Annotated in this window: 21 protein-coding genes; 8 read left to right on the top strand and 13 right to left on the bottom strand. The window is 38.3% G+C overall.

Annotated elements, in window-relative coordinates; genetic code table 11:
• Window positions 1-214 precede the first annotated feature (214 nt).
• Window positions 215-1432 (bottom strand): beta-ketoacyl-ACP synthase I, encoded by a 1218-nt coding sequence (gene fabB, locus ACERCF_RS02445; RefSeq protein WP_373610578.1) that lies wholly within the window; start codon window positions 1430-1432, stop codon window positions 215-217.
• Window positions 1433-1693: 261 nt separating this feature from the next.
• On the opposite strand from fabB, the gene ACERCF_RS02440 reads away from it, so the two are divergent.
• Window positions 1694-4222 (top strand): class I adenylate cyclase, encoded by a 2529-nt coding sequence (locus tag ACERCF_RS02440; RefSeq protein WP_373624504.1) that lies wholly within the window; start codon window positions 1694-1696, stop codon window positions 4220-4222.
• A gap of 50 nt (window positions 4223-4272) precedes the next feature.
• On the opposite strand, the gene ACERCF_RS02435 is transcribed toward ACERCF_RS02440, so the two are convergent.
• A complete protein-coding gene (locus tag ACERCF_RS02435; RefSeq protein ID WP_373624503.1) occupies window positions 4273-5430 on the bottom strand; it encodes a chorismate mutase in 1158 nt (385 codons plus the stop codon).
• A 187-nt stretch (window positions 5431-5617) separates the two neighbouring features.
• On the opposite strand from ACERCF_RS02435, the gene ACERCF_RS02430 reads away from it, so the two are divergent.
• Window positions 5618-6001, top strand: a complete 384-nt coding sequence (locus ACERCF_RS02430) for a hypothetical protein (protein ID WP_373624502.1) — start codon at window positions 5618-5620, stop codon at window positions 5999-6001.
• Window positions 6002-6169: 168 nt separating this feature from the next.
• Here ACERCF_RS02430 and prlC read toward each other — a convergent pair whose 3' ends face one another.
• The 5 genes from prlC to focA form a co-directional block, all read right to left on the bottom strand.
• Entirely contained in the window at window positions 6170-8236 is a 2067-nt protein-coding gene (prlC, locus tag ACERCF_RS02425; RefSeq protein ID WP_373624501.1) for an oligopeptidase A, read from the bottom strand.
• A gap of 130 nt (window positions 8237-8366) precedes the next feature.
• Window positions 8367-9104, bottom strand: a complete 738-nt coding sequence (pflA, locus tag ACERCF_RS02420) for a pyruvate formate lyase 1-activating protein (protein ID WP_373624500.1) — start codon at window positions 9102-9104, stop codon at window positions 8367-8369.
• 56 nt (window positions 9105-9160) lie between these two features.
• A complete protein-coding gene (locus ACERCF_RS02415) occupies window positions 9161-9529 on the bottom strand; it encodes a Rossmann-fold NAD(P)-binding domain-containing protein (protein WP_373624499.1) in 369 nt (122 codons plus the stop codon).
• A gap of 149 nt (window positions 9530-9678) precedes the next feature.
• Window positions 9679-12003: a formate C-acetyltransferase gene (gene pflB / locus ACERCF_RS02410; protein ID WP_373610567.1), complete on the bottom strand. Its 2325-nt coding sequence runs from the start codon at window positions 12001-12003 to the stop codon at window positions 9679-9681.
• A gap of 89 nt (window positions 12004-12092) precedes the next feature.
• Window positions 12093-12917 (bottom strand): formate transporter FocA, encoded by an 825-nt coding sequence (gene focA / locus ACERCF_RS02405; RefSeq protein WP_373624498.1) that lies wholly within the window; start codon window positions 12915-12917, stop codon window positions 12093-12095.
• A 199-nt stretch (window positions 12918-13116) separates the two neighbouring features.
• Here focA and ACERCF_RS02400 point away from each other — a divergent pair, with 199 nt between their 5' ends.
• Window positions 13117-13608, top strand: a complete 492-nt coding sequence (locus ACERCF_RS02400) for a YqaA family protein (RefSeq protein WP_373610565.1) — start codon at window positions 13117-13119, stop codon at window positions 13606-13608.
• Window positions 13609-13665: 57 nt separating this feature from the next.
• On the opposite strand, the gene htpX is transcribed toward ACERCF_RS02400, so the two are convergent.
• Window positions 13666-14535 (bottom strand): protease HtpX, encoded by an 870-nt coding sequence (htpX, locus tag ACERCF_RS02395; protein WP_373624497.1) that lies wholly within the window; start codon window positions 14533-14535, stop codon window positions 13666-13668.
• An 88-nt stretch (window positions 14536-14623) separates the two neighbouring features.
• Window positions 14624-15700: a DNA polymerase IV gene (gene dinB, locus ACERCF_RS02390; RefSeq protein ID WP_373624496.1), complete on the bottom strand. Its 1077-nt coding sequence runs from the start codon at window positions 15698-15700 to the stop codon at window positions 14624-14626.
• 124 nt (window positions 15701-15824) lie between these two features.
• Between dinB and ACERCF_RS02385 the strand changes: the two genes are divergently transcribed.
• Window positions 15825-16736, top strand: a complete 912-nt coding sequence (locus ACERCF_RS02385) for a LysO family transporter (protein ID WP_373610562.1) — start codon at window positions 15825-15827, stop codon at window positions 16734-16736.
• On the opposite strand, the gene ACERCF_RS02380 is transcribed toward ACERCF_RS02385, so the two are convergent.
• Window positions 16725-17684 carry a GlxA family transcriptional regulator gene (locus ACERCF_RS02380; protein ID WP_373624495.1) on the bottom strand — a complete coding sequence of 320 codons (960 nt, stop codon included), beginning with the start codon at window positions 17682-17684 and terminating at the stop codon, window positions 16725-16727. The two genes, ACERCF_RS02385 and ACERCF_RS02380, sit on opposite strands and share 12 nt — an antisense overlap.
• Window positions 17685-17832: 148 nt before the next feature.
• On the opposite strand from ACERCF_RS02380, the gene ACERCF_RS02375 reads away from it, so the two are divergent.
• On the top strand, window positions 17833-18567 hold the full coding sequence (locus ACERCF_RS02375; RefSeq protein ID WP_373624494.1) for an MBL fold metallo-hydrolase: 735 nt from the start codon (window positions 17833-17835) through the stop codon (window positions 18565-18567).
• 82 nt (window positions 18568-18649) lie between these two features.
• Here ACERCF_RS02375 and ACERCF_RS02370 read toward each other — a convergent pair whose 3' ends face one another.
• From ACERCF_RS02370 to ACERCF_RS02360, 3 genes are all read right to left on the bottom strand, one after another.
• Window positions 18650-19003 (bottom strand): KilA-N domain-containing protein, encoded by a 354-nt coding sequence (locus tag ACERCF_RS02370; protein WP_373624493.1) that lies wholly within the window; start codon window positions 19001-19003, stop codon window positions 18650-18652.
• Window positions 19004-19111: 108 nt separating this feature from the next.
• Window positions 19112-19558, bottom strand: a complete 447-nt coding sequence (locus ACERCF_RS02365; RefSeq protein ID WP_373624492.1) for a hypothetical protein — start codon at window positions 19556-19558, stop codon at window positions 19112-19114.
• A gap of 244 nt (window positions 19559-19802) precedes the next feature.
• A complete protein-coding gene (locus tag ACERCF_RS02360) occupies window positions 19803-20759 on the bottom strand; it encodes an NAD(P)H-dependent flavin oxidoreductase (RefSeq protein ID WP_373624491.1) in 957 nt (318 codons plus the stop codon).
• Window positions 20760-20948: 189 nt separating this feature from the next.
• On the opposite strand from ACERCF_RS02360, the gene ACERCF_RS02355 reads away from it, so the two are divergent.
• From ACERCF_RS02355 to ACERCF_RS02345, 3 genes are read left to right on the top strand one after another with little or no spacing between them, the layout of a single operon-like run.
• Complete coding sequence (locus ACERCF_RS02355) at window positions 20949-23237, top strand: N-6 DNA methylase (protein ID WP_373624490.1); 2289 nt, start codon at window positions 20949-20951, stop codon at window positions 23235-23237.
• Window positions 23237-24565 (top strand): restriction endonuclease subunit S, encoded by a 1329-nt coding sequence (locus tag ACERCF_RS02350; protein ID WP_373624489.1) that lies wholly within the window; start codon window positions 23237-23239, stop codon window positions 24563-24565. Before ACERCF_RS02355 ends, ACERCF_RS02350 begins: the two co-directional genes overlap by 1 nt.
• 10 nt (window positions 24566-24575) lie before the next feature.
• Window positions 24576-25436: a LysR family transcriptional regulator gene (locus tag ACERCF_RS02345; RefSeq protein ID WP_373610556.1), complete on the top strand. Its 861-nt coding sequence runs from the start codon at window positions 24576-24578 to the stop codon at window positions 25434-25436.
• Window positions 25437-25463: the final 27 nt, after the last annotated feature.

Here is a 25463-nt window from a genome sequence, read left to right as displayed (position 1 = left end):
ATTGAAACTATTTTACATAACGATAATAAAAACAATTTAACAACATTTAATGCTAAAAATATAATCGTAATCAGATAAAAATAAAATTTAATTTTTTTATTAAAAATATAGAAAAGATACAAAAAAGAGATAAATTTGCAAATTTTTAGCACAATTCAGCCACTTGCAGGCAATAAAAAAGTGCGTTACCGCACTTTTTATCATTAAGATGAGATTATTTTGAATAGCGTTGGAATACTAAACACGCATTCGTTCCACCGAAGCCGAAGCTGTTAGACATTACCGTGGTTAATTCTTTATCTTGGCGTTCGGTCACAATATTCATTCCTTCTGCTTGTTCATCAAGCGTTTCAATATTAATGCTTGGTGCGATAAAGTTGTTATCTAGCATTAATAATGAATAAATTGCTTCGTGGGCCCCTGCTGCACCAAGTGAATGCCCTGTCATGGATTTGGTGGAAGAAATAGCTGGAGTTTTATCGCCAAATACATTGCGGATTGCACCAAGTTCTTTGACATCACCTACTGGAGTTGATGTGCCGTGTACATTGATGTATTCAATGTCACCGTTTACGGTTGCCATTGCTTGCTTCATACAACGCTCTGCACCTTCACCGCTTGGAGCAACCATATCATAACCGTCAGACGTTGCACCATAGCCCACGATTTCAGCATAGATTTTCGCACCACGAGCAAGAGCGTGTTCTAACTCTTCCACCACTAATACCGCACCGCCACCTGAAATCACGAAGCCATCACGGTTTGCATCATAAGCACGGCTTGCTTTGGTTGGTGTGTCATTATATTTAGAAGAAACAGCTCCCATTGCATCAAACTGTGTTGCACCTTCCCAGCAAAGCTCTTCTGCTCCACCGGCAAAAACAACGTCTTGTTTGCCTAATTGGATTAACTCCATTGCGTGTCCTATTGCGTGAGCGGAGGTTGCACAAGCAGAGCTAATCGAATAGTTTACACCCTTGATTTTAAATGGTGTTGCTAAGCAAGCTGATACGCTTGATGCCATTGTTTTAGTTACCGCATAAGGCCCGATACCTTTTACTCCACGAGGTCCACGTACTGCATCTGTTGCCGCAACTTGACCACGAGCTGAACCGATACCAGAACCAATAACTAAACCAGTACGCTCGTGCGAGATATGCTCTTCGGCTAAGCCAGCATCTTCGATTGCTTCTTTCATACAAATATAAGCATAGGCTGCTGCATCCCCCATAAAACGATACACTTTACGGTCAATCAAATCAGCAGGATTTAATTTAATTGTACCTGCAACTTGGCTACGCATACCTACTTCAGCAAAACTAGGTACAAATTCAATGCCTGATTTACCTTCCTTTAATGAAGCTAACACTTCTTCTTTATTGTTACCAATACTTGAAACAACACCTACACCTGTAATAACAACTCTTTTCATTTTGTTTCCTTCATCATTTTGTTCTGAAAAAATAGTTAATTCAGCTTACACTTGTTCGCTCAAATTAGCTACTAAAACTTGCTTATTTTACACAAAATTATGACTGGTCTGAACTCTTTTCAGTCACAATAACCACAAGATGGTGTTTTTCAGGCAAAATGGATCTGCTCAATTTCTTAACTTTTTTAGTATATTTCATTACATAATCTAGACTTTTCAGCTAAAATGTTAAGCAGAACATATTTTTTGAAGGAAATTGACGTGAAAACACTCTCCCTTGAAGCTAATACAGCAACAATTGTAGAAGGAACTGCTATTAAAGCAAGTGAGGCGAATTTTTCCCAAAAATTAGCTTTGACGAAACAAAGAATCGATAAACTCAATGCTTATCGTATTGAGCGAGCAATTAGTGCCAACAATCAAAGTTTTGTTCACGTTTTTTCATTAGTTCCGTTACTTATTCATCTTAATCACCCAAGTCTTCCTGCCTATGTTGAAAATGCACCGCAAGGCATTTGGTATTTTGAATTATCTGATTATCAAAAAAATTCATTGATGTCTTATAGCTTCAATGAAGCAATCTCTGACTATCGTTTAAAAGATCAAACCCATTTTGATGCACTTTATTGTATGGGCAGCACAGGTTCTATTACCCAAACCAGCCTGTCAGATTTAGATTTATGGCTCTGCTATTCAAATACGCTCACTATTGAACAATATAAATTAATGGAGCTTAAAATTACTAAGCTACAAGAATGGGCAAAAACCTTTGATGTGGACATTAATATTTTCTTAATGAACCCAGAGCAATTTAAAACACAAACTTACAGCAGCGGTGTAACAGATGAACACAGTGGCTCTGCTCAGCACTTTTTCTTACTTGATGAATTTTACCGTTCAGCCATATTACTGGCGGGTAAACGCTTGCTGTGGCTACACTTGCATAAAGATGAATATCAAAATGCCCATAATAATCCTGAAATTGATTTAACTGAATGGGTGGATTTTGGCGACTTTTCGAGTCTTTCTGCCAGCGAATTTTTTGGGGCAAGCCTTTGGCAACTCTATAAAGGGATCAATAATCCTTATAAATCCGCTATTAAGATTTTGTTGTTAGAGTGCTACGCCCACACCTACCCGAAAACTAAATTAATTTCAAAAGAATTTAAGAAAAGAATTTTAAGTGATGAGGCAATCGAATATCATTTTGACCCTTATTTGGCAATGCTTGAGCTGGTTACCGAGCAACTTGTTATTCGCAAGGAATGGGTAAAATTAGACCGCTTGCGTGTCTGTTTTTATGCCAAAGCAATTGAAGGGGAAATCAGAAAAAATTGGCGTACAGAAGTATTACAATCTTTGGTTGAGCAATGGTCTTGGAACGAAGCACAAACTTTGTTGCTACAAAACCGCCAAAATTGGAAAATTAAGCAAGTGATGAATCACGAAAATATGCTGATCGATCATCTACTGCAAAGCTATCGTAACTTAATCCACTTTGCTCGGAAATTCCATCTTAATCCAAGTATTATGACTAATGATACCGATATTTTGATGCGAAGACTTTATTCGGTATTTGAAACCTTACCGGGTAAAGTGCAGCTAATTAATCCGAAAATATCATCAAATTTAGCAGAAAATGCGGTAACTTTTATTGAAGTGAAAGCAGGCAGTTCATCAATGCAAGCGGGCTGGTATTTGGTAAACCAAGCACCGAGAAGTCAGTATGATTCGAACCTTCGCTATGTTCACTACAACAAAAGCCCAATTAAACTGATTGCTTGGGGGCTTTTTAATGGCATTATAAATGCCAATACCCATTTACACACAGTAAGCGATAATCTGAATACGCAGAAATTACGTCAATTTATTACTGACTTACGCTTAACTTTCCCAATTCAAGCACCAGAAATAACAAATGAGGATATGCATCACCCGAATAAAATTCGCAATTTAGCGATTGCAATTAATTTAGTGCAAGATCCGACAGAAACCATTACTGATTTACCTAAAAAAGTTTCCCAAAGTGATTTATTCAACTTCGGTAAAACACAAAAAACTTTAGTAGGAAGTGTAAGTATTATTTATCGCAATGTTTGGAATGAAATCCGTACTCAGCATTTTGATGGCGAAGATGCAATTTTAAAAGCCCTTAAATTGGTCTCTAACCGTATTTATCAAGGTGCAGCATCACCAAATTCAGTGAATATTTTTTGCTATAGTAAATATCTACGTAGTAATTTGCGTGAGTTTGTTTGCGACTTAGTACATAAATGTATTACGATCCAAACAGGTTGTTTCTTACAAGCTGATGAACTCCGCCACTTAAAAATTGCAGGAAAAACCTGGCAGGTACTTTTCCGTAAACAAACGGTAGGCATTAAGCAGATTGACGAACAAGCGGTCGAAAATCGTGAAAATTTTGCAAATCTAGCTGCTAATACAGTAAAAGAAGTATTTCCTCAAAAAATCAGCGAATTTGCCAGCGAAGGCTTTTTACAATTCTTCTTTGAAGACAACCAAGACAGTAGTTTTAATGTATATGTGGTTGATGAAAAAAATAGTGTGGAAAGTTACTATAATTGTTCCGGTAATAAAGAAGAGAAAATAAGAAAAATCAATAAGTTACAGCACAATAAACGGCTAAAAACAGAAACTGAAGCCTCATTCGGTAGTTTTAATCACCCACAGTTTTACCAGCTAATTTCGCCTAATGGCGAGCTGTCTATTGTACCGTTTCAAAGTCGCCAACATTTGGATTATTTAGCACAACAAGAACAAAAATGTTAAACCTTATTCAAAAGGGCTACTTCTTAGAAGAAGTAGCCCTTTAATCATCTTTATAACTTCACTGGCTCAATAATTTCACTTGGGTAACAGCCTAATACTTTCACATAGCTCGTTACTTTTTTAAGCTCTGTCAATGCGTTCTGCGTATTTTCTGAATGAATATTCGCCTCAAGCTCCACATAGAACATCTCTTCCCAAGGCTTACCGTAAATTGGGCGAGATTCCAATTTCATCATTCGGATATTGTGATTCTTAAACACAATTAACGCATCAACCAATGCACCTGCTTGCTGACTCGTTGTCATCAAGAGCAAGGTTTTTGTTTGTACCTGTGGCGAAACTTGCACAGGCTCTTTTGATAACACAATAAAGCGAGTGATATTGTTTGGCTGATTTGCAATATCCGTTTTAACATTGGTCAAGCCATATAATTTTCCGCCATCTTCATTGCCTAGTGCCACAATATTTGGCTTATTTAAGCGAGCCACCATTTGCATTGCGTGCGAACTGCTTTCACAATATTTGATATGGACTTTATCAAGCGTTGCTAAAAATTGGCTACACTGCTGAGCTGGTTGTGGGTGGGTATAAACCGTATCAACTTCCGCTAAATCTACATTTCCGTTTGCTAATACACAATGTTTGATTGGATATGCTAATTCCCCCACCAGCGTTAAGTCTGTGTGTTGCAATAAATCATACACTTCATTGATTGAGCCTGAGGTAGTATTCTCTAATGGTAATACGCCAAACTCAGCTTCGCCGCTTTGAACTTTCTCAAATACCTCATCAAATGAGCCACAACTTAATTCAACTAATGCACCTTGATATTTTTTAGCAAATTGGCGAGAAGCCATATTCGAGTAAGAACCACGCATTCCTAAAAAAGCGATAGCAATCTGCTCTTCTTTTTGTGCATTTAGTTTATTTTGCAGATAATTTTGTTGGGTAAGAACGGAATCTTCAATAATACGTTGGAAAATTTGGGTCACATATTGTGGATCGAGCTGATAATTTTCAGCTTCGGCAAAATTCACCAGCTCTTGAAGTAAGACTTTCTCACGCTCTAAATCACGCAATGGCTTTTGTGTGATTTCTTTGCTTCTTACCACATCAAAAGCAAGGCGATGGCGTTCTGCAAGTAGTTTTAATAAGTTGCGATCAAGATTAGTAATTTGTGTTCGAATATCGGATAAATCTAAAGACATTAATATATTCTCTTATAATAACGAATGTCGGAATTATAACCTGTTCAAAAATAAAGAAAAGACAAGCGGTCGCTTTTGCCTAAAAATTTGCAAATATCTAATCAAATCAATAGAGAAAGCAACCTTTATTCCTTTACTTTTTTTGCTAGAATAGTTTATCTTTTAACCCAAAGATGATGAGTTCACAATGAAAAAACTGATTGCCCTTTCGTGTATAGCACTTTTAGCGGCTTGTACACAGCCCCATAAACACGAGAAACATAACCCTGATGTACACCATAAAAATCCTGCATTAATGCAAGCAATGAAAGAGTGCCACAGCACCCTGAAAGATAAAAAAGATATGCCTACTTTTGAGCAATGCTTAAAAGAGAAAGGGTTTGAAAAACCAGCCAATCACCCAAAAATGAAAGGCAAATATAAACATAAAAACCCTAAATTTGCGAAAGCCGTGAAAGAATGCCACAAAGGCGTTAAGAGCGTTGAAGATAGTGCAAAATTTGAAGCTTGCTTGAAAGAAAAAGGCTTTGAAAAACCAGCGAACCACCCGAAAGTAGGTTCATACCACTAAATATTAAATAAAAAAACGTAGGGGCGAAAAATTTTTCGCCCTTTCTATATTCGTAAAANAGTAGGTTCATACCACTAAATATTAAATAAAAAAACGTAGGGGCGAAAAATTTTTCGCCCTTTCTATATTCGTAAAAATTAGGGAGAACGCTGTTCTCCCTATGTTCAATTAAGAAACACACTCTACTCTTTCAGCATTCCCTAAAATTCCTTTGTGGCGTAATAATGCATCAAGGGTTGGTTTGCGTCCACGGAAACGTTCAAATAGCACCATTGGTTCTTCTGAACCACCACGCGTTAAGATGTTATCTAAGAACGACTGTCCTGTCTCTGCATTGAAAATACCTTCTTCCTCAAAGCGCGAATAAGCATCGGCAGAAAGCACTTCCGCCCATAAGTAGCTGTAATAACCTGCCGCATAACCACCTGCAAAAATATGGGAGAAGCTGTGTGGCGTTCTTGCCCAATCTACCCCTTTTGCAACAGCAACTTGATCTTTCACTTCTTTAAGTAATGCTAATACTTGTCCTTGTTTGTTCGGGTCATATTCTGTATGTAAGCGGAAATCAAATAAACCAAACTCTAATTGACGCAGTACGAACATTGCTGCTTGGAAGTTTTTCGCTGCAAGTAGTTGATCTAATTTTGCTTTCGGTAATGGCTCACCTGTTTCGTAATGCCCTGAAATGAAAGCTAACGCCTCTTCTTCCCAACACCAGTTTTCTAAGAATTGGCTTGGTAATTCAACCGCGTCCCACGGCACACCGTTAATACCTGCTACATCGCCCACATCAATTTCGGTCAGCATATGGTGAATACCGTGTCCGAACTCGTGGAATAAAGTGGTTACTTCATCGTGAGTGAATAACGCTGGTTTGTCGCCAATCGGTTTATTGAAGTTACAAGTTAAATAGGCAACCGGTTTTTGTAATGTGCCGTCTGCCAAGCGTTTTTGATTGATGCAATCGTCCATCCACGCACCGCCACGCTTATTTTCACGAGCGTATAAATCAAGGTAGAACGAACCACGCAAGCGGTCATTTTTATCAAAAATATTGAAAAAACGCACGGCTTTGTGCCAAACATCTACACCTTGTTGCTCTTCTACTCGCATACCGAAAACACGTTTCATCACTTCAAATAAGCCTGATAAAACACGGTTTTCTGGGAAATATGGGCGAAGCTCTTCGTCATTCACTGAATATAACGCTTGTTTTTGTTTTTCGCTGTAGAAGGTAATATCCCATAAATCCAGATGTTCTATGCCAAAATGCTCTTTCGCAAATTTTTTCAGCTCGCATAATTCATTTTTGCCTTGTGCTTTTGAGCGAGTGGCTAAATCATTTAAGAAATCCAGCACTTGCTGCGGATTTTCCGCCATTTTAGTGGCTAATGAGTAGTCAGAATAGGTTTTAAAGCCAAGCAGTTGCGATCTTTCGTGGCGAAGTTTAAGAATTTCATCAATAATCGCACTGTTATCCCACTTGCCTGCATTCGGGCCTTGATCAGAGGCACGGGTTACATAAGCACGGTACATTTCTTCACGCAAGGCTTTGTTTTCACAGTAAGTCATTACTGGCAAATAGCTTGGAATTTCAAGGGTAAAGCGATAGCCTTTTTTGCCTTTACTTTCTGCCGATAATTTTGCTGCCTCTAATGCAGATTCTGGTAAGCCTTTTAATTGTGCTTCGTCAGTAATCACAATATCCCAACCCATCGTTGCGTCTAGCACATTATTGCTAAATTGCGAATTGAGTTCAGATAAGCGTGCAGAAATTTCGCCATAGCGTTTTTGTTTATCTGCTGGCAGAGAAATACCCGATAATTCAAAATCTTGTAGGCTGTTTTCAATCGCTTTTTTCTGTGCAGTCGAATAAGTTTCAAATTCAGGGCTGTTTTTTAATTTTAAGTAGCCTTGATATAACCCCTGATGTTGCCCTGCCCAAGTGCTGTATTCCGATAATAACGGCAAGCACGCTTGGTAAGCCTCACGTAACTCCGGGGAATTTTTCACCGCATTCAAATGCCCTACCGGCGACCACGCACGGGAAAATTTATCCCCAGCCATTGCTTGTGGCATATAGAAATTTTCCCACGTCGGGTTTTCAATTTGTGCGACTTTTTCAACGGTTTCACGGCATTCTTTGATCACCGCTTCCACCGCAGGTTTAATGTGTTCAGGTTTGATTTGTGAGAACGCAGGCAAGCCTGTGTAATTTAAAAGAGGGTTAGACATTATTTTTTCCTTTTATGGTCAAAATGAAAATTCGTATCAAGATAATACACAAAGTTAGAGAGAAAAGAAAACAAGCGGTCATATTTCAATAATTTTTTGCAAAAAAATCACAAAATATGACCGCTTATTTTTAGAATTTGACTGTATGCCCGTAATTTTCAATGATTTTTTGGATACGCTCTAAATCCTCTTTAGGCGGTGGCATTACGCCTTCCAGCTCATATTTATAGCCTAAGGTTTCCCATTTATGTGCCCCTAAGCGATGGTAAGGCAGAAGCTCCACTTTCTCAATGTTATCCATTCCTTGAATAAACTGCCCTAAACGATGGGCAGAATCATCGTCATCGGTATAACCCGGCACGACCACATAGCGAACCCAAGTCGGTTTATTTAATTTGTGTAGATAACGGGCGAAATCAAGGGTACGCTTATTCGATACCCCGACTAAATCTTGGTGAACTTCATCATTGAGCTGTTTTAAATCCAGCAAAACCAAATCGGTCACTTCCAGCATTTCATCAACCACAGGGCTATAGTTACGCACAAAACCATTGGTGTCTAAACAGGTGTTAATGCCCTCTGTTTTACAGGCTCTGAACCAATCACGCACAAACTCCATCTGCAACACGGCTTCCCCGCCCGACGCAGTAACACCGCCGCCTGTTGCTTTCATAAAATGCTTGTAAGTAGTTACTTCTTTCATCAGCTCTTCAACAGTAATTTCTTTGCCACCGTCCAGATCCCAAGTATCACGATTATGGCAATATTTACAACGCATTAAACAGCCTTGTAAAAAGAGAATAAAACGAATGCCCGGCCCATCAACCGTCCCACAAGATTCATAAGAATGATAACGCCCTATCGACATAATTTTTCCTATTTGTAAATATTTATACAAAACAGACCGCTTGCAAGCGGTTATTTTTAAAGAACTTTTTGCCAAACACTTGGTGGCAATAAGTAAATCTCTTTTTCTGCTTTTTCGCCTTCGCCTACAATATGCCCAATGCCACTTGTCATTACCGCAAGGGTAACATCAAAGGCATTGATACTATCGCCATAACCAGCTGTAAGGTTAAACATCGAGCCATCGGCAAGCAAGTAAATCGTTTTATCGCCAACTTGGTAAGCATTCACATAGGGAATAGGCTCGCTCATTGGGTATTGCTTTAAGAAAAGCACATCAATTTCTTCTGCCACGTGCCCGACATTTAAAATAAACAAGCCTGATTTTGCTTGCTCAAGTAACTTGCCGCTTAATACATTTTTTGCACCTGTTGCGGTGGCAATCACATCGTCGATTATACGCTATTCTTCTATGTTTTTGGCGAGAAAATGCTATCTGTTGGCTTAGCAAAATTGTAAAATATGGTAAAAATTAAACCGCTTGTAGAATGTTTCCTACAAGCGGTTGATTTTTTTAAAAGTTTTGCAAATTGCTATTACATACTTTCAGTAAAGGTACGGGTAATTACGTCCATTTGTTGCTCTTTAGTTAAAGAGTTGAAACGTACCGCGTAACCTGATACACGAATGGTTAATTGTGGGTATTTCTCTGGGTGTTCTACCGCATCTAATAATGTATCGCGATTTAATACGTTCACATTTAAGTGCTGACCACCTTCTACTGTTGCTTCGTGGTGGAAGTAGCCATCCATTAAACCTGCAAGGTTACGTTTTTGTGCTTCGTAATCTTTACCTAACGCATTTGGTACGATTGAGAAGGTATAAGAGATACCATCTTTCGCATACGCAAATGGCAATTTAGCCACAGAAGTAAGTGAAGCAACCGCACCTTTTTGGTCACGTCCGTGCATTGGATTCGCACCTGGTCCAAATGGTGCACCGCTACGACGACCATCTGGGGTATTACCTGTTTTCTTACCATAAACCACATTAGATGTGATAGTAAGTACAGATTGAGTTGGCGTTGCATTGCGGTATGTGTTGAGTTTTTGAATTTTTTTCATAAAACGCTCAACTAAATCGACAGCAATTTCGTCTACACGGTTATCATTGTTACCAAATTGTGGATATTCGCCTTCAATTTCAAAGTCAGTCGCCACGTTTTTCGTCACACCAACAACTTCACCCGCTTTGTTTTTAATTTCAATATCACTACGAATTGGTTTTACTTTCGCATATTTAATGGCTGAAAGTGAGTCTGCTGCAACCGATAATCCAGCAATACCACACGCCATCGTACGGAATACATCACGATCGTGAAGAGCCATTAATGCTGCTTCGTATGCATATTTATCGTGCATAAAGTGAATGATATTTAACGCCGTCACATATTGGGTTGCTAACCAGTCCATAAAGCTGTCTAAGCGAGTCATTACATCATCGTAATCTAAGTATTCACTTGTGATTGCTTCAGATTTTGGCCCTACTTGATCGCCTGATTTCTCATCAATACCGCCATTGATTGCGTATAATAAGGTTTTCGCTAAGTTTGCACGAGCACCAAAGAATTGCATCATTTTACCAACAATCATTGGGCTTACACAGCACGCAATCGCATAGTCATCGTTTTGGAAATCAGGACGCATTAAGTCATCGTTTTCATATTGTACTGATGAGGTATCAATAGAAACTTTCGCACAATAACGTTTGAACGCATCTGGTAATTGCTCAGACCAAAGAATCGTTAAGTTTGGCTCTGGCGAAGGCCCCATTGTATAAAGCGTGTGTAAAATACGGAAACTGTTTTTCGTTACTAATGTACGACCATCTAAACCCATACCTGCTAAGGTTTCAGTTGCCCACATTGGGTCGCCTGAGAATAATTGATCGTATTCAGGTGTACGCAAGAAACGTACCATACGCAATTTCATTACTAAGTGGTCGATTAACTCTTGGGCTTCTTGCTCGGTAATTTTGCCCGCTTTTAAATCACGCTCGATATAAATATCTAAGAATGAAGATACACGACCGAATGACATTGCCGCACCGTTTTGTGATTTAACTGCTGCAAGATAAGCAAAATAAGTCCATTGCACCGCTTCTTGTGCGTTGGTTGCAGGGCCTGAAATATCAAAGCCATAGCTTGCCGCCATCTCTTTCATTTTGCCTAATGCACGGTGTTGCTCGGCAATTTCTTCACGCAATTGAATGGTTGCTTGAATATCTTCACCCGATTCTAAACGAGCCTGTAATGAAGCAAACTGACGTTGTTTGTCTTTCATTAAGAAATCTGCACCGTAAAGAGCCATACGGCGGTAGTCACCAATGATACGACCACGACCATAGGCATCTGGTAAGCCTGTAATTACGCCCGATTTACGGCAGCGTAAAATATCTGGAGTGTAAACATCAAATACACCTTGGTTGTGAGTTTTGCGGTATTCAGTAAAAATTTGCTCTACTTCAGGTTTTAATTCACGGCGATAAACTTTACAAGAACCTTTTACCATATTGATACCACCAAACGGCATAATGGCACGTTTTAATGGTGCATCAGTTTGAAGACCCACGATTTTCTCTAATGATTTATCAATATAACCCGGTGCGTGTGAAGTAATGGTTGATGGCGTGTCGCAATCAATATCGTACGGTTCGTGCGTTTTGTTTTCTACTTTGATCATTTCCATTACATCTGCCCACAATTTACTTGTTGCAGGTGTTACTTCAGCCAGAAAAGATTCATCGCCTTCATAAGGTGTGTAGTTTTTTTGGATAAAATCACGCACATTTACTTCAGTTTGCCAATCGCCACCGGCAAAACCTTCCCACGCTTTTTGTTGAGCGTCTGTTAATTGAGTCATTTTAAGTCCTCTATGTTAGTAAGTTAAAACGGGAAAGCGGTTAATTTTTGGTAAAATTTTGCAAAAATTTGACCGCTTGATTCTAAAATCTAGTGCTTTCTAATGTATAAGAACCACTGCATTAAACCAATAAAAAACACACCACCGGCAATATTGCCCAGTGTGGCTGGAATCAGGTTCTTAAAAACAAAGTGATACAAATCTAAATCCGCAAATTGTGCAGGATCAACATTAATTGCCGTCCAAAATTCAGGGCTGGCAAAGTGAGAAATTGTAATTCCCATTGGAATCATAAACATATTCGCCACACAGTGTTCAAAGCCTGAAGCAACGAACATTGCAATCGGCAACATCATAATAAAGGCTTTATCGGTTAGGCTTTTACCTGCGTAAGACATCCACACCGCAATACATACCATAATGTTACAAAAAACACCTAAGCAAAATGCCTCAAACCAAGCGTGATGAATTTTATGCTGTGCCGTATTTAAAATAACCAAGCCCCATTGCCCTTTCGCCGCCATAATCTGACCGCTAAACCAAATCAACAATACAATGGAGATTGCCCCCACAAAATTACCGAAATACACCACTACCCAGTTTTTAAACATCTGTAACCAGTTAATTCTTTGGCTCGCTCTGGCTACAATCGTAAGTGTTGATGAGGTAAAAAGTTCTGCCCCAAACACTACACACATAATCACGCCGAGTGAGAATACCAAACCGCCAATTAGTTTCGCCATACCCCAAGGCATTTCGCTCGCACCCACTTGGGTTGTAGTATAAAATACGAATGCTATTGCAATAAAACCGCCCGCAGTAATGGCAGAGAGAAAGGAATATAATTGATTTTTTGTTGCTTTATAAACCGCACCATCTTCTGCGATTTTTGCCATTTCAGCAGGAGAAAACATCAGACAACCTTAACAAGGAGAATTGAAAAACCGATATATTATGTAGAAATTATAGACCTCTTCAGTTCATCTTTAAATAAAATCTTACACAATCAGAGGTACTTCTACCCATTTTTTTGACATAGAACAAAATCCTCTAAAAACATAACATTTAATAAAATTTAAGCAAACAAAGTTTTAACAAATTAACAATAAATTTATGACAGAATATCTGGCTTCATTTTTCAGTTTGTTTTTCTCTGAACAAAATCAACTCATCACAATGTTTTTGAGTGGATTACTCAGCTCAACTCTATTGCCGGGAAATTCTGAAATTATTTTTACCACCCTTGCCAGCCAATACATCGTTACAAATGAAATACCAACTTCTTCGCTAACTGCTTTGGTCATTGTTGCTACCTTAGGAAATAGCTTGGGAAGCTTAATTACTTATGCAATGGGCTTATTACTGCCCCGTCCGAAAAAAGCAGACAATCGTTACACCAAATGGGCATTAGAAAAAAGTAAAAAATATGGCGTTTTAGTCTTGCTTTTTAGTTGGCTACCCATTGTTGGCGATATTTTCTGCGGTATTGCAGGCTGGCTCAGGTTTAGCCTTTGGCAAAGCATTATTTTGATTATGATTGGCAAGCTATTGCGATACCTCTTTCTACTGGCAACGCTCTACCCTGTTTTGAAATATTTTTTATAAAGAACAAAGCGGTTGTTTTTAGTAAATTTTTTACTAAAAACAACCGCTTGTATTTGGCTATAAAGCTCTTAACGCCTCGATACGTTTTTCTAACGGCGGGTGGCTCATAAATAATTCTTTACCACGTGTGCCGTTAATCATAAATGCGGCAAGAGAACCGTGTAATTCTTGTGGCTCGTGGATACGTTGTAAACGTTGTAAAGCTGCAATCATTTTCTCTTTACCCACTAATTGAGCTGAGCCTGCATCTGCACGGAATTCACGTTGGCGAGAGAACCACATTGCAATCATTGTAGCTAATACACCGAAGATCATCTGTAACGCAATATCCACCACCCAAAACACTAATGTGTTGGTGCTTGAGTTACCGTTTTCGTCACGAGAACTTGCCGCAGCGGTTGAAATAATACGAGCCAAGAAAATCACGAAGGTATTTAATACACCTTGTAACAATGTCATTGTTACCATATCGCCATTCGCAATGTGTGCTACTTCGTGTGCCACAACCGCTTCCGCTTCATCTTGGGTCATTGAGTTAAGTAAGCCTGTACTTACCGCAACTAATGAATTCTTTTTCGTTGCCCCTGTTGCGAATGCGTTTACGTCTGCTGAGTGGTAAATTGCAATGTCCGGCATCGGGATATTTGCTTGCTGTGCTTGGTGTTGAACGGTATTGAATAACCATTGCTCTGCTTCATTACGAGGCTGTTTAATGACCTCTGCACCAACAGAACGTAATGCCATTGATTTAGATAAGAACAATGAAATTAAAGAACCACTAAAACCAAACACTAAAGAAAGCACTAAAATCCCACCGATACTCTGCCCTTGAATACCGGTTGCGTTAAAAATAATATTTAGCACAATCCCTAAAACAAAGGTAATCGCTAGGTTAGTTAATAAAAATAGAATGACACGTTTTGCCATAATCTGTTAAGTCTCCAAAAAATAATAGATGCACTAATGTCTAATTAAGATAATGATTTTGTCAGCTAATTCAAGAGTTTGTTCACAATTATTCCCACAAATTTAACTGTTTATTTACTTTTTTCTCAGAGAAATGCACATTTAGCCCGATTAATCGGATTTTTCGCTCATTTCTACGCACAAATATTTGCTCTAATAATTCTTCAAACCGCTGGTAGGAAAAACCTTCTGTAGTCCGTTCAAGCGTGGTTTGAGTAAAGTCATCAAATTTAAGTTTTAAGCCTAATTTTTTAAATTCAGATAATGGAGTATCAGGAACATTTCGCTGAATCCTAAATGTTAATTTATCAAATAGTTCTGCAATAACAAACTTAGCTTGTTCAAGCGTCCAAATATCATCAAGTAGCGTTTTTTCCACCGCTAATGATTTTCTTGGGCGATAAGGCTCTACTGCTCTTTCGTCTATGCCGTGACTAAAATCCCATAGCCGTTGCCCAAATTTACCAAATTCACGGTAAATCATCGCTTTCTCTGTTTGCTGAATATCGCCACAAGTTTCAAAACCGAGCTGTTTTAGCTTTTCATTGGTTACTTTGCCCACGCCGGGAATTTTTGCAAGCGGTAGATTTTTCACAAAATTTTGCACATCATCAGGCTTTATTACAAATTGTCCGTTTGGTTTATTTTGATCGGAGGCGATCTTGGCTAAAAATTTGAGTGGAGCAACGCCAGCAGAGGCGGTTAATTTTAGTTCATTGAAAATATCGTTCCGAATCGCCTGTGCAATCCAAGTGGCAGAACCCAAATAGCGTTCACATTCACTTACATCTAAATAGGCTTCATCAAGCGACAAGGCCTCTATCACATCTGTATAACGATGAAAAATTTCGTGGATTTGTGCCGAAACCGCTTTATATAGCGGCATATTAACAGGCAGCAACACTAAATTCGGGCATTTTTTCAAGGCGGTTGCGGTTGCCATTGCACTGTGCAGACCAAATTTTCTCGCTTCATAATTGCAAGTGGCTAGCACGCCTCGCTGATTCGGACTTCCTCCTACCGCAATAGGTTTTCCTACCAACGAAGGATTTTTTCGCATTTCTACCGCAGCATAAAAGCAGTCCATATCAATGTGAATAATTTTCCGTTGAAATTGAGTTGCCATCTGCAAAATTTTCCCTAAAAATGACCGCTTACAGCCAAATAACTGTATATAAAAACAGTTTTATTTTATGCCCTTATTGCTACAATTTCAAGTTTTAAATCAATACAAATAATAAGGATAAAAAATGCTCTACGGTTTAGCCATTGTGCTGATTCCGCTTTTTCTCGGCTACTTAATTAGGGTTAAAAATCACCGCTATATGGCAATCGTCAATAAAGTGGTGAATATCTGCCTTTACCTGATTTTATTGGTAATGGGGATCTCACTGGGGCAAATTGATAATATCTTGACTGAGCTCCCACAAATCGGTGGAATGGCATTTAGCTTACTTGCTATTTTGCTCCTCGCCAATATTGTAGGATTAATCATTTATGACAAACTACAACCAATGAAAAGAGAGCTAGTCAGCCAAGACGAACTCCCTTCTCGCCTGCATCTATTGCTCGACTCTTTAAAATTAATCGGGGTAACATTACTCGGTGGCATTATCGGTTATTTCACAAAAGGTACGGTAGATTTTCCTTTACACTCAAGCACTTACATTTTAGAAGTAATGATTTTCGGTGTAGGGATTCAGCTTCGTAATAGTGGTATTCCCCTGCGTGAAGTATTTTTCAACAAACGAGGCATTTATACCTCTCTTGTGATGGTCGCAAGCTCACTGGTTGGCGGTGTGATCGCATCATTTGTACTGGATTTATCTCTTGCTAAAGGCTTAACCCTTGCTTCCGCATTTGGTTGGTATTCACTTTCGAGCGTGCTAGTTAATGATGCTTGGGGCCCAATTTACGGTAGTATCGCCTTTTTTAACGATATTTCCCGTGAAATTTTATGCCTATTTTTAATTCCTATTTTTATGAAAAGATTTCCCTCTACGGCTGTAGGGCTTGGTGGTGCAACTTCGCTAGATTGTATGCTCCCCATCATTCAAAAATCAGGCGGTATTCAAATTGTGCCATTGGCAATTAGTTTTGGGTTTATTGTTAATCTCGCTGCACCATTATTAATGGCAATTTTTATTGTGCTAGAGGGTTAAACTGCCGAAATTCCGCCCCCATTGGCTTGGGCTAATAAAATGTTTAGCTTTAAAATGTTGGCGGAAAGAAATAGCCGTTTGAAAGCCGATTTGTTCCGCAATTTGCTCTATATTCAAATCACTGCTTTCTAACAATTCCCGACCTTTTTGTAATCTTGTCTCAATTAGCCATTCTCCTACCGCCATACCTGTTGCTTTACGAAAATGGCGAGTAAATGTGCTGCGACTCATTGCTAAACGTTCAGCCAGTTCATCGATAGTATGGAGACTATCTAAATTTTCCCTTAGAAAATCCAGTAGTTGATTAATAGTTTGATTATTGGTTCGCATTGCAATCGGCTGCTCAATAAATTGTGCCTGCCCACCTTCTCGATGAGGAGCAGAAACCAGCATTCTGGCTAAACGATCACTTATTTTCACACCGTGAAATTTTCGTACAATCGCCAAGCAACAATCTAGACTAGCCATTGAACCAGCAGAGGTAATTAATCTGTCTTGCTCAACATAAAGGGTATTTAAATCTAATTTCACTTGTGGAAAACGCTGGCTAAAATCTGCCTCTACAAGCCAATGTGTTGCCGCCGTTTTGCCGTTTAATAAACCGCTATAAGCCAACGAATAAGTGCCATAGCACAGCCCTATAATTGTTGCACCACGCTGATAGTTTCGTTGTAAAGCATCTCTAAATAGAGAACTAGGTGGCGTATCCAGATCCGCCCAACCTGCAATAACAATCAGATCAGCTTCATCAAAGTAATTTAGATCCTCATCAGCAGAAATGGTAATTTTTCCACCATTTCCGACCGCTTGTAGCTCTCCCTCCGAAACCATTTTGCATTCAAAAAGTGGCAATCCGTCTATCTCCGACATAAAAATCATTTGTGGCGGCACAAGAACAATGGGATTGAAATTTGGGTAAAGTACGAAAGCAACTTTAGGTAAATACATCATTTTCCCCTAACAAATAAAATTGACCCAATTCTTTCGATTACTGCTCTAAGAGTCAATATTTCTTACTGCTATTTTTGCCGATAATAGCCTCTATCAACAAGCGGTCATTTTTTATTAAAATTTTACATACATAAAAGGAAACACAATGAAATTAAAAGCTACTCTTGCTTCCCTCACGTTAAGTTCAATGCTTATCAGCACAGCAAATGCTGAGATCAGTTATCAACATATTCGTAACGCTACGGCAAAAATAACTTATGGCGATGCCACTTTTTTAGTTGATCCTTACTTAGCTGAAAAAGGTAGATATGCAGGTTTTGCCGGCACTAAAAATAGTGAGCAACGCAACCCACTAATTGAGCTTGCAGAGCCTGTGGAATCAATATTAAAAGGTATTGATGCGGTTATAGTTACGCACACTCACGATGATCATTGGGACGAAGTGGCTCAAAAGCTGATTGATAAAAACTTACCAATTTTTGTGCAAGATGCGATGTATTCCAACCCAGCTTTAGCTGAATTATTAGGTAATGCAATGGGTGTTGTATTCAAATCTGAAAATGAGAAAACCCTTTATATTGTAGGCGATACTATTTGGAATGAGCAGGTAGAAACGGCATTAAATCAACATAAACCTGAGGTGATTGTAATGAATACGGGACACGCAGAATTAGCAGACTCTTCTAATAGCATTATTATGGGTACGAATGATGTAGCAAAAATGGCAGAAGTGATGCCAAATGCCTCAATTATTACCGTACATATGGATACTGTAAATCACGGCAAAACCAGCAAAGCCGATATGCTAGCTTTCATCAGCGGCAAAGCATTTGAAAAACGTGTTGCCGTACCAAATGAAAGTGAAGTATTAAAATACTAATATCATTTCTAGCCATAACAAGCGGTCATTTTTACTCAACTTTTTGCAAAGTTTTGCTAAAAAACGACCGCTTATTTTAGTGCTATTCTGCTTTCATTAGCTGACTCAAATTCAAGTTTTCCAATGCTAGGAACTGACTGCGAGCTAAATGACAAAGTTCTATCATTCTTTCTGCCTGCGGTATAGCTTTTTCAATGAGTACCGCATTATAGCTTTCCATATTCGCCAAAATCAGTAATTCATTTAAGCTGGCTTTATCACTTTTCAGCCGTTTATAATCTTGAATAATGTAAAGTTTAAATTCTGCTGAAATCCAAGAGGCAAATTCCAAAGCAATATCTGAATGAGCAAATGTACCGCCATATCTGCCTGATTTTGAGACAATACCAATCACATTAGTAGTAGAAATCCATTTTTGTGGTGAGAGTAAAGGCATTTGTTCCAGACTCTTTTCTACACCCATCGAATTCGATAGGTTTAGAATTAGAATTCTGTTAGATTTACCCCCTAACTACTCTTTGATAGAAACGGGCTCCCAAATCCATCACTTCCCTTCAAAATACGTCAATTTATCCCGATAAAACGAGCCTAAATAATAAGTGTTGCCAACTGGTAAAACGGTAGAAACGCCACTAAACTCCTGCGTATATTTGCCCTTAAATATCGGCTGAACCGCCAAATTATCAGGGTTGATGGTGGTGATGTGATAATCTTTTAAACAGTCAAACGACATCATCTCGCCACAAGTTACCGTCTGCGAACCTGCGGTAACGAGCTTATCGCCCGCCCAATGCAGATTGTCAAACACGCCATAATTAAGCCGTGTGGTGGCGACCACTTTGGCAGGATTGGTGCTTGTTAATTTGCTTAATCCACGCATATGGGCAACATAGATAAATTTGCCGTCTTTGGATAACTCAATGCCGTTATTGCCGTTAAATTCCGAGCCTTGCAATTTTTCAAAGGCTTGTGTGGCAGGATTGGGGTGCAAGCAACAGCAAGCGTGGCAAGGGTTAGGGCAAGGACGGTGGTGGTGAGTTTTTTCATCAATTTTCTCTTTTGTTTGAATAGGATAAGCGTATTATAAGGTTTAATTTTTTAAAATTTGAATGGCGAAAAATGGGAAGGTGGTTTTCGGATTTGGAAATTTTAATTTTCAGGCTGTTTGAAAATAATTTTGCAAAATTTAGATAAAAAACCACCGCTTTTAACCCAATAAAAACGGTGTTTAAAACCTATCTAAAATCCCCCATCAACTCATCAATCAATTCTTTCACGCTTTTGATTTTGTTAATTTGTGAAATGCCATTGCCCACCGACACATAACCATTATCAAAATCGCCTTCCAGCATACCCAAACGCATTCCTGTGCCAGCGTTCATCACTTTGGCGATTTCAGAGCGATTTTCCCCGTTTTCGCTCATTTCAAAGCATTTTTTGGCAAGTTCGGTTGGCAAAGAGCGGTAATAATACGGCTCGGTGCGGAACAATAACAAATCATTAGCCGTTGCACTGACAATCCATTCTTTGACTTTTTCGCTTGCTCGGCACTCTATCGTGGCTATAAACGCTGTGCCAACCCATACGCCTTCCGCCCCCAAGTTTAAGGCTGCCTGAACACTGCGTTTGTCGGCAATCCCACCCGCCAGCATTATCGGCAAATCCACCTTACCGACAAATTCCGCCAAAACGCTAAAACTGCCCACTTCTTTCATCGGCAAAGTACCGCCTTCATCAAAGCCTGTCAGAACCAAAATATCTGCTCCCAGCTCTTGTGCCTTTAAAGCGTCCGCCAAATTAGGGTTAGGCAGGCGGCAGATGATTTTAATCCCAGCTTGTTTGAATTTGGTATAAATCTCTTTATCAAGCCAACCATTATCCAGCACCACAGGTACACGCTCTTCAATCAGCAAATCTACCATTAACGGAATCAGCGAAAAATCGTAAGACAAAATAAACGGCACGCCAAACGGCTCATCGGTCAAGGCTTTGACTTTGCGGATTTCGTTACGCATACGCTCTAAAACTTCATTGCTTGAAGTGGGGTTGGTCGTCTGTCCTGCGTGTGGGGCTAAAAAGCCCAGTCCGCCAGCCTCCGCCACGCTTGCCACAAGTTTTGCATCGGTCAGCCACGACATTGGGGCTTGGATAATAGGGTGTTTGATATTTAAAATTTGGGTAATGCGGTTCATAACATTGCTCTTTTGGATAAATAGATAGAGGTATTATAGGGTTTTGGATAGGGAATGAGAATGGCTAAAAATGGGAAGATGGTTTTCAAATATGGAAATGATTTCGTAAAATGCTATAATTTTATGGTAAAATATACCTTAAATTTTCAAAATCCAAACCACCAATTTTTAATTATGGGATAACCATCTATGACACTTGAATATCAATTTGATGATAAGGAAAATCAAATTTTCTCCCCACTTCTGAATAAATGGCTAAAATACACACTGGAAGAAGAGGTTCGCCAAAAATTTATCTGCACTTTAGTTAATGATTATGGTTATTCACTCAATCAAATGGCACAAGAAGTCGCTGTTACTAATTCATCTCGTGGCACAGGGCGTTCTCGTGCGGATATTGTGATTTGGAAAACTGCCCAAGATAAAAATGAATGCAATCACGCCGGTATCGTTATTGAATGCAAATCTGACAATGTAACCATCGCCCCATCTGACTATTATCAGGGATTGAATTATGCGACTTGGGCAAGAGCCAAATTTTTTGTAACGCATAACAGCAAAGAAACTCGTTATTTTCAAGTAGCTGATAATAAGTTACCCGCTCACTTAGGTAAAGAAATTGCTGATATTCCTAATGCACGACAATTATTAGATGATGAAGAGGTAAAAAAGATACTAACCGAAGAAAAAGTTTTTGAAAAAGATGAATTTGCTAAACTGCTTCATCAATGTCATAACATTATTCGTAATAATGACAAATTATCACCAGAAGCCTGTTTTGATGAAATTAGTAAAATATTATTCACCAAAATTGTTTTTGAGAGAGAAAACAAAAATAATAATAATTCAACACAAATTTTCTCTAAACAAGAATTTGAAAAGCAAGAACAAAATTTTATCAAAAATATTCGCCCCTATTTGCAAGGTGAAGATAGAAATACCGATTATTTACAATTCATTTTTAGGCGAACCAAAGAAAATTATACTAAAGAAACATTATTTTCCGATGATGATGTTATTAAAATCCGCCGTGAAAGTTTCTTGGCAATTGTAGAAAAATTGCAAATTTATAATTTATCTAAAACTTCTGATGATGTCAAAGGTATCGCTTTTGAGCAATTTTTGGGTGCTACTTTTCGTGGTGAATTGGGCCAATATTTTACCCCACGCACCGTTGTAGAATTTATGACTGAGGTTTTAGACCCTGTTGAGGGAGAAAGGGTGTGCGACCCTTGTTGTGGCTCGGGCGGTTTTTTAATTAACGCATTTGAATTTATACGTGAAAAAATGATTGCTGATATTGAATTACAAAAGGCAAAAATTAAAGAACAATATTTTAATGAAGAATATGAAAATGCTGATGAAAATAAAAAAGTTGTCATAGAAAATCAAGTTGATGAATTATTTAAAGAGTTGAATGATGAATTAAATTTGGATAACAGCAATAGTCGTTTATATCATTTGTCGCATAACTGTATTTTTGGTACCGATGCTAACCCTAGAATGGCACGAGTATCAAAAATGAATATGATTATGCACGGCGATGGACACGGTGGTGTGCATCATAATGACGGTCTTTTAAATATCAATGGTATTTTTGAAGAACGCTTTGATGTGATTTTGACCAATCCACCTTTTGGTTCGAGTGTTTCCAAAAACTTAAAATTGACTTCCGAAGATGATTTGACAGCCAAAGCTCATTATCTAGATTGGCTTGATAAATACCCAAATTATCAACAGATCAGCGATGAACGCAAACAAGAAATTAAAAATGGCACAGCAATTATTGATAAATTTGATGTTGGACAATTTAGCGGTTTGACCGAAGTTTTGTTTATGGAACGCTGCTTAAGATTGCTCAAAAAAGGCGGAAGAATGGCCATTGTATTGCCAGAAGGTGTACTAAATAACGCTAATTTGCAAAAAGTGCGTGAATATTTTGAAGGTAAAGCAAAAATTCTACTGATTGCCTCTTTACCTGCTGATGTATTTAACTCTGCCAAAGCAACCGTTAAGACAAGTGTGTTGTTTATGAAACGATTTACCAAAAATGAAGAGATTCTATATCAGCAAATTGCTGAACAAGCTACACAAGAAGTGAAAAGAAAATACCAAGCAAAAATTGATGAATTAGCAGCAATTTTGGGTGAAAAAGTCTTAACATCAAAAGCATCAAAAAATGCCAGCGATGAAGAAAAAAGCCAAATCAAATCTGAAAATAAGCGATTGCAAGATGAATTAAAAGCCAAGAAAGTCCAAGCTAAATCTGACTTAAAGCAACTGGAAATTCAAATTCAATCCGAAGTTCGCCAAGGCATCAAAGAAAGATTTGATTATGAAATTGCTCTTGCTGAAATTTCTGATGCTGGCATTGATAGTACAGGAAAACCAACCAATGCTAATCAATTGCCAATTTTAAAAGTAGAGTTTGAAAAATATCGTAAGCGAAATCAGCTTTGGGAAAATGGGGGGGTGTGATGGAACTTTTGAAGTTTATTCGCTTTAAGAATTTGATTGATTTTTCAGTAAAAACTTATTTGTCCAATAGTATTCAATCTAAATTTGATATTGTAAGTTTGGGTAATCATATTGTTGAACAAAACAAGAGAATAAGACCATTTGACTTTCCTGAACAAGATTTTTCAATCTTAGGTGTGGATAATAAAGTGGGTATTTTTGATGCTTATATTCAGAAAGGAAAAGAAATTAATCAGCCTTATAAAATTGTTGAAAATGACTTTTTGGCTTATAACCCTTATCGTATTAATGTAGGTTCTATTGGTTTAAAAAGGGAAAATCATTTACATCAATATATTAGTCCTGCCTATGTGGTATTCAGTTGCAAAGAAAGTTTGTATTCTGAATTTCTGTTCTTAATATTTAAGATAAATGGTTTTAAGCAAATTATTAATGACAATACTACGGGTTCAGTACGACAAAATTTAAGTTTTGATAATTTATCGAATATTCATATTCCTTTACCTGATATTAAAATCCAAAAATCCCTAGTATCCGCCTACCAAGAAAAAATACAGAAGGCTGAAATTTTGGAAAATCAAGCTAAACAAATAGACATTGAAATTGAACAATATTTATTTGAAAGTTTAGGTATTCAAATAAATCAAAACAAAGAGGTAGAACATAAAGGAGTTTTACAATTTATTAGATTTAAAGATTTAGAAAAGTGGAATGTGGTTAATGCTGATATTATTACGGCAGAGACAGTATTTTTATCACAAAAATATAAAAATGAGCTTATTACTAATTACTTTTATATCAATCCAACAACAAAAATACCCAAAGATATAAATATCAGCTTTATTCCAATGGTAAATATATCTGATGAATATGGTGAAATAACAAGTAAAGAAAGCAATAAGCTGCAAAATAACTATACTCGCTTTCAAGAAGGTGATTTACTTTGGGCAAAGATAACACCTTGTATGCAAAATGGCAAATCAGCGATTGCAAATGATTTGGAAAATGGATTTGGTTTTGGCTCAACTGAATTTCATATTTTGCGTATCAAAAATAGTGGTTTTGATATTCGGCTTTTGCATTTGCTATTAAGAAGTCAAAGGCTATTAACGACAGCAATGAGCTATTTTACAGGGTCGGCAGGTCAGCAACGAGTACCAAAAACATTTTTAGAGCGTTTGACCTTGCCAATACTTACCAACAATGAACAGATTGCAATAATTAATCATATTTACAACCTAAAAAATACTCAAAAACAAGCAAAAATTCAAGCAAAAGAATTGCGCAATCAAGCCATTCTTGATTTTGAGCAAGCCATTTTTGTGTAGAGGCAAACCAATGAACCTAAATACCCTCCCCCTATTCACCCATATTATCCAAACAGGCTCACTTTCTAAAACTGCCGAGCAGACAGGCGTGCCGATTGCCACGATTAGCCGTCAGATTGTGGAGCTTGAAAAATCGCTGGGCGTACAACTGTTTGACCGCCACAAAACAGGGGTCAAGCCGACAATGGCGGGGCAACAGTTTTATGAACAAATTGCGTTAAGTGTGGATAACCTAACCCAAATCGCCCAACATTTTTCTGCCGAGAGTAGCGAGCTGACAGGCAAATTACGCATTTCTACGGTAACCGCGATGAGCGAAGTGTGGGATTTGCTTGATGAGTTTTGCGTGTTAAATCCAAAGGTTAGTGTGCATTTGGAAGTTACCGACCGTGTGCTGGATTTGGTGGAAGATGGCATAGATTTTGCCTTTCGGGTAGGCGATTTGCACACAGATAGCGTGGTTGCCAGACCCTTATTTACCACCCAAACCAAGTGGCTCTCCCATCCCAAACTTTTGGCGCAATTTGGCACGCCCAAGACTTTGGCGGATTTAGCCAAGTTTCCCCTTGTCGGCTATGCCAAATCCGACCAAAAATTGTTACGCATTCCCAATGGCAAAAAAACACTGGAACTGCCATACACTTTTGCCAGCAATGATGTTTATGCGATACAAAATGCGATAAAAAATGGTCGGGGGATTGGAATGCTTTCGCACACAATGGCAAATCGCTTGATTGAGGAGTATGGCTTGGTTGAGATTTTGGCGGATACGACAAAGCCTGATTTTACCGTGCATTTACTCTATGTTAAACACCGCCATCAGTCGGCTTTAATGCGGGCGTTTTTGGATTTTGTTAGTACTAAATTCTAAAAAATAAGGTGGGATAAACCCACCTTA

The sequence above is a fragment of the Mannheimia kashgarensis genome (assembly GCF_041807705.1).
Lineage (GTDB): Bacteria > Pseudomonadota > Gammaproteobacteria > Enterobacterales > Pasteurellaceae > Mannheimia.
The sequence above is the reverse complement of the archived record's forward strand: the minus strand, read 5'-3'. Positions and strand labels throughout refer to the sequence as shown.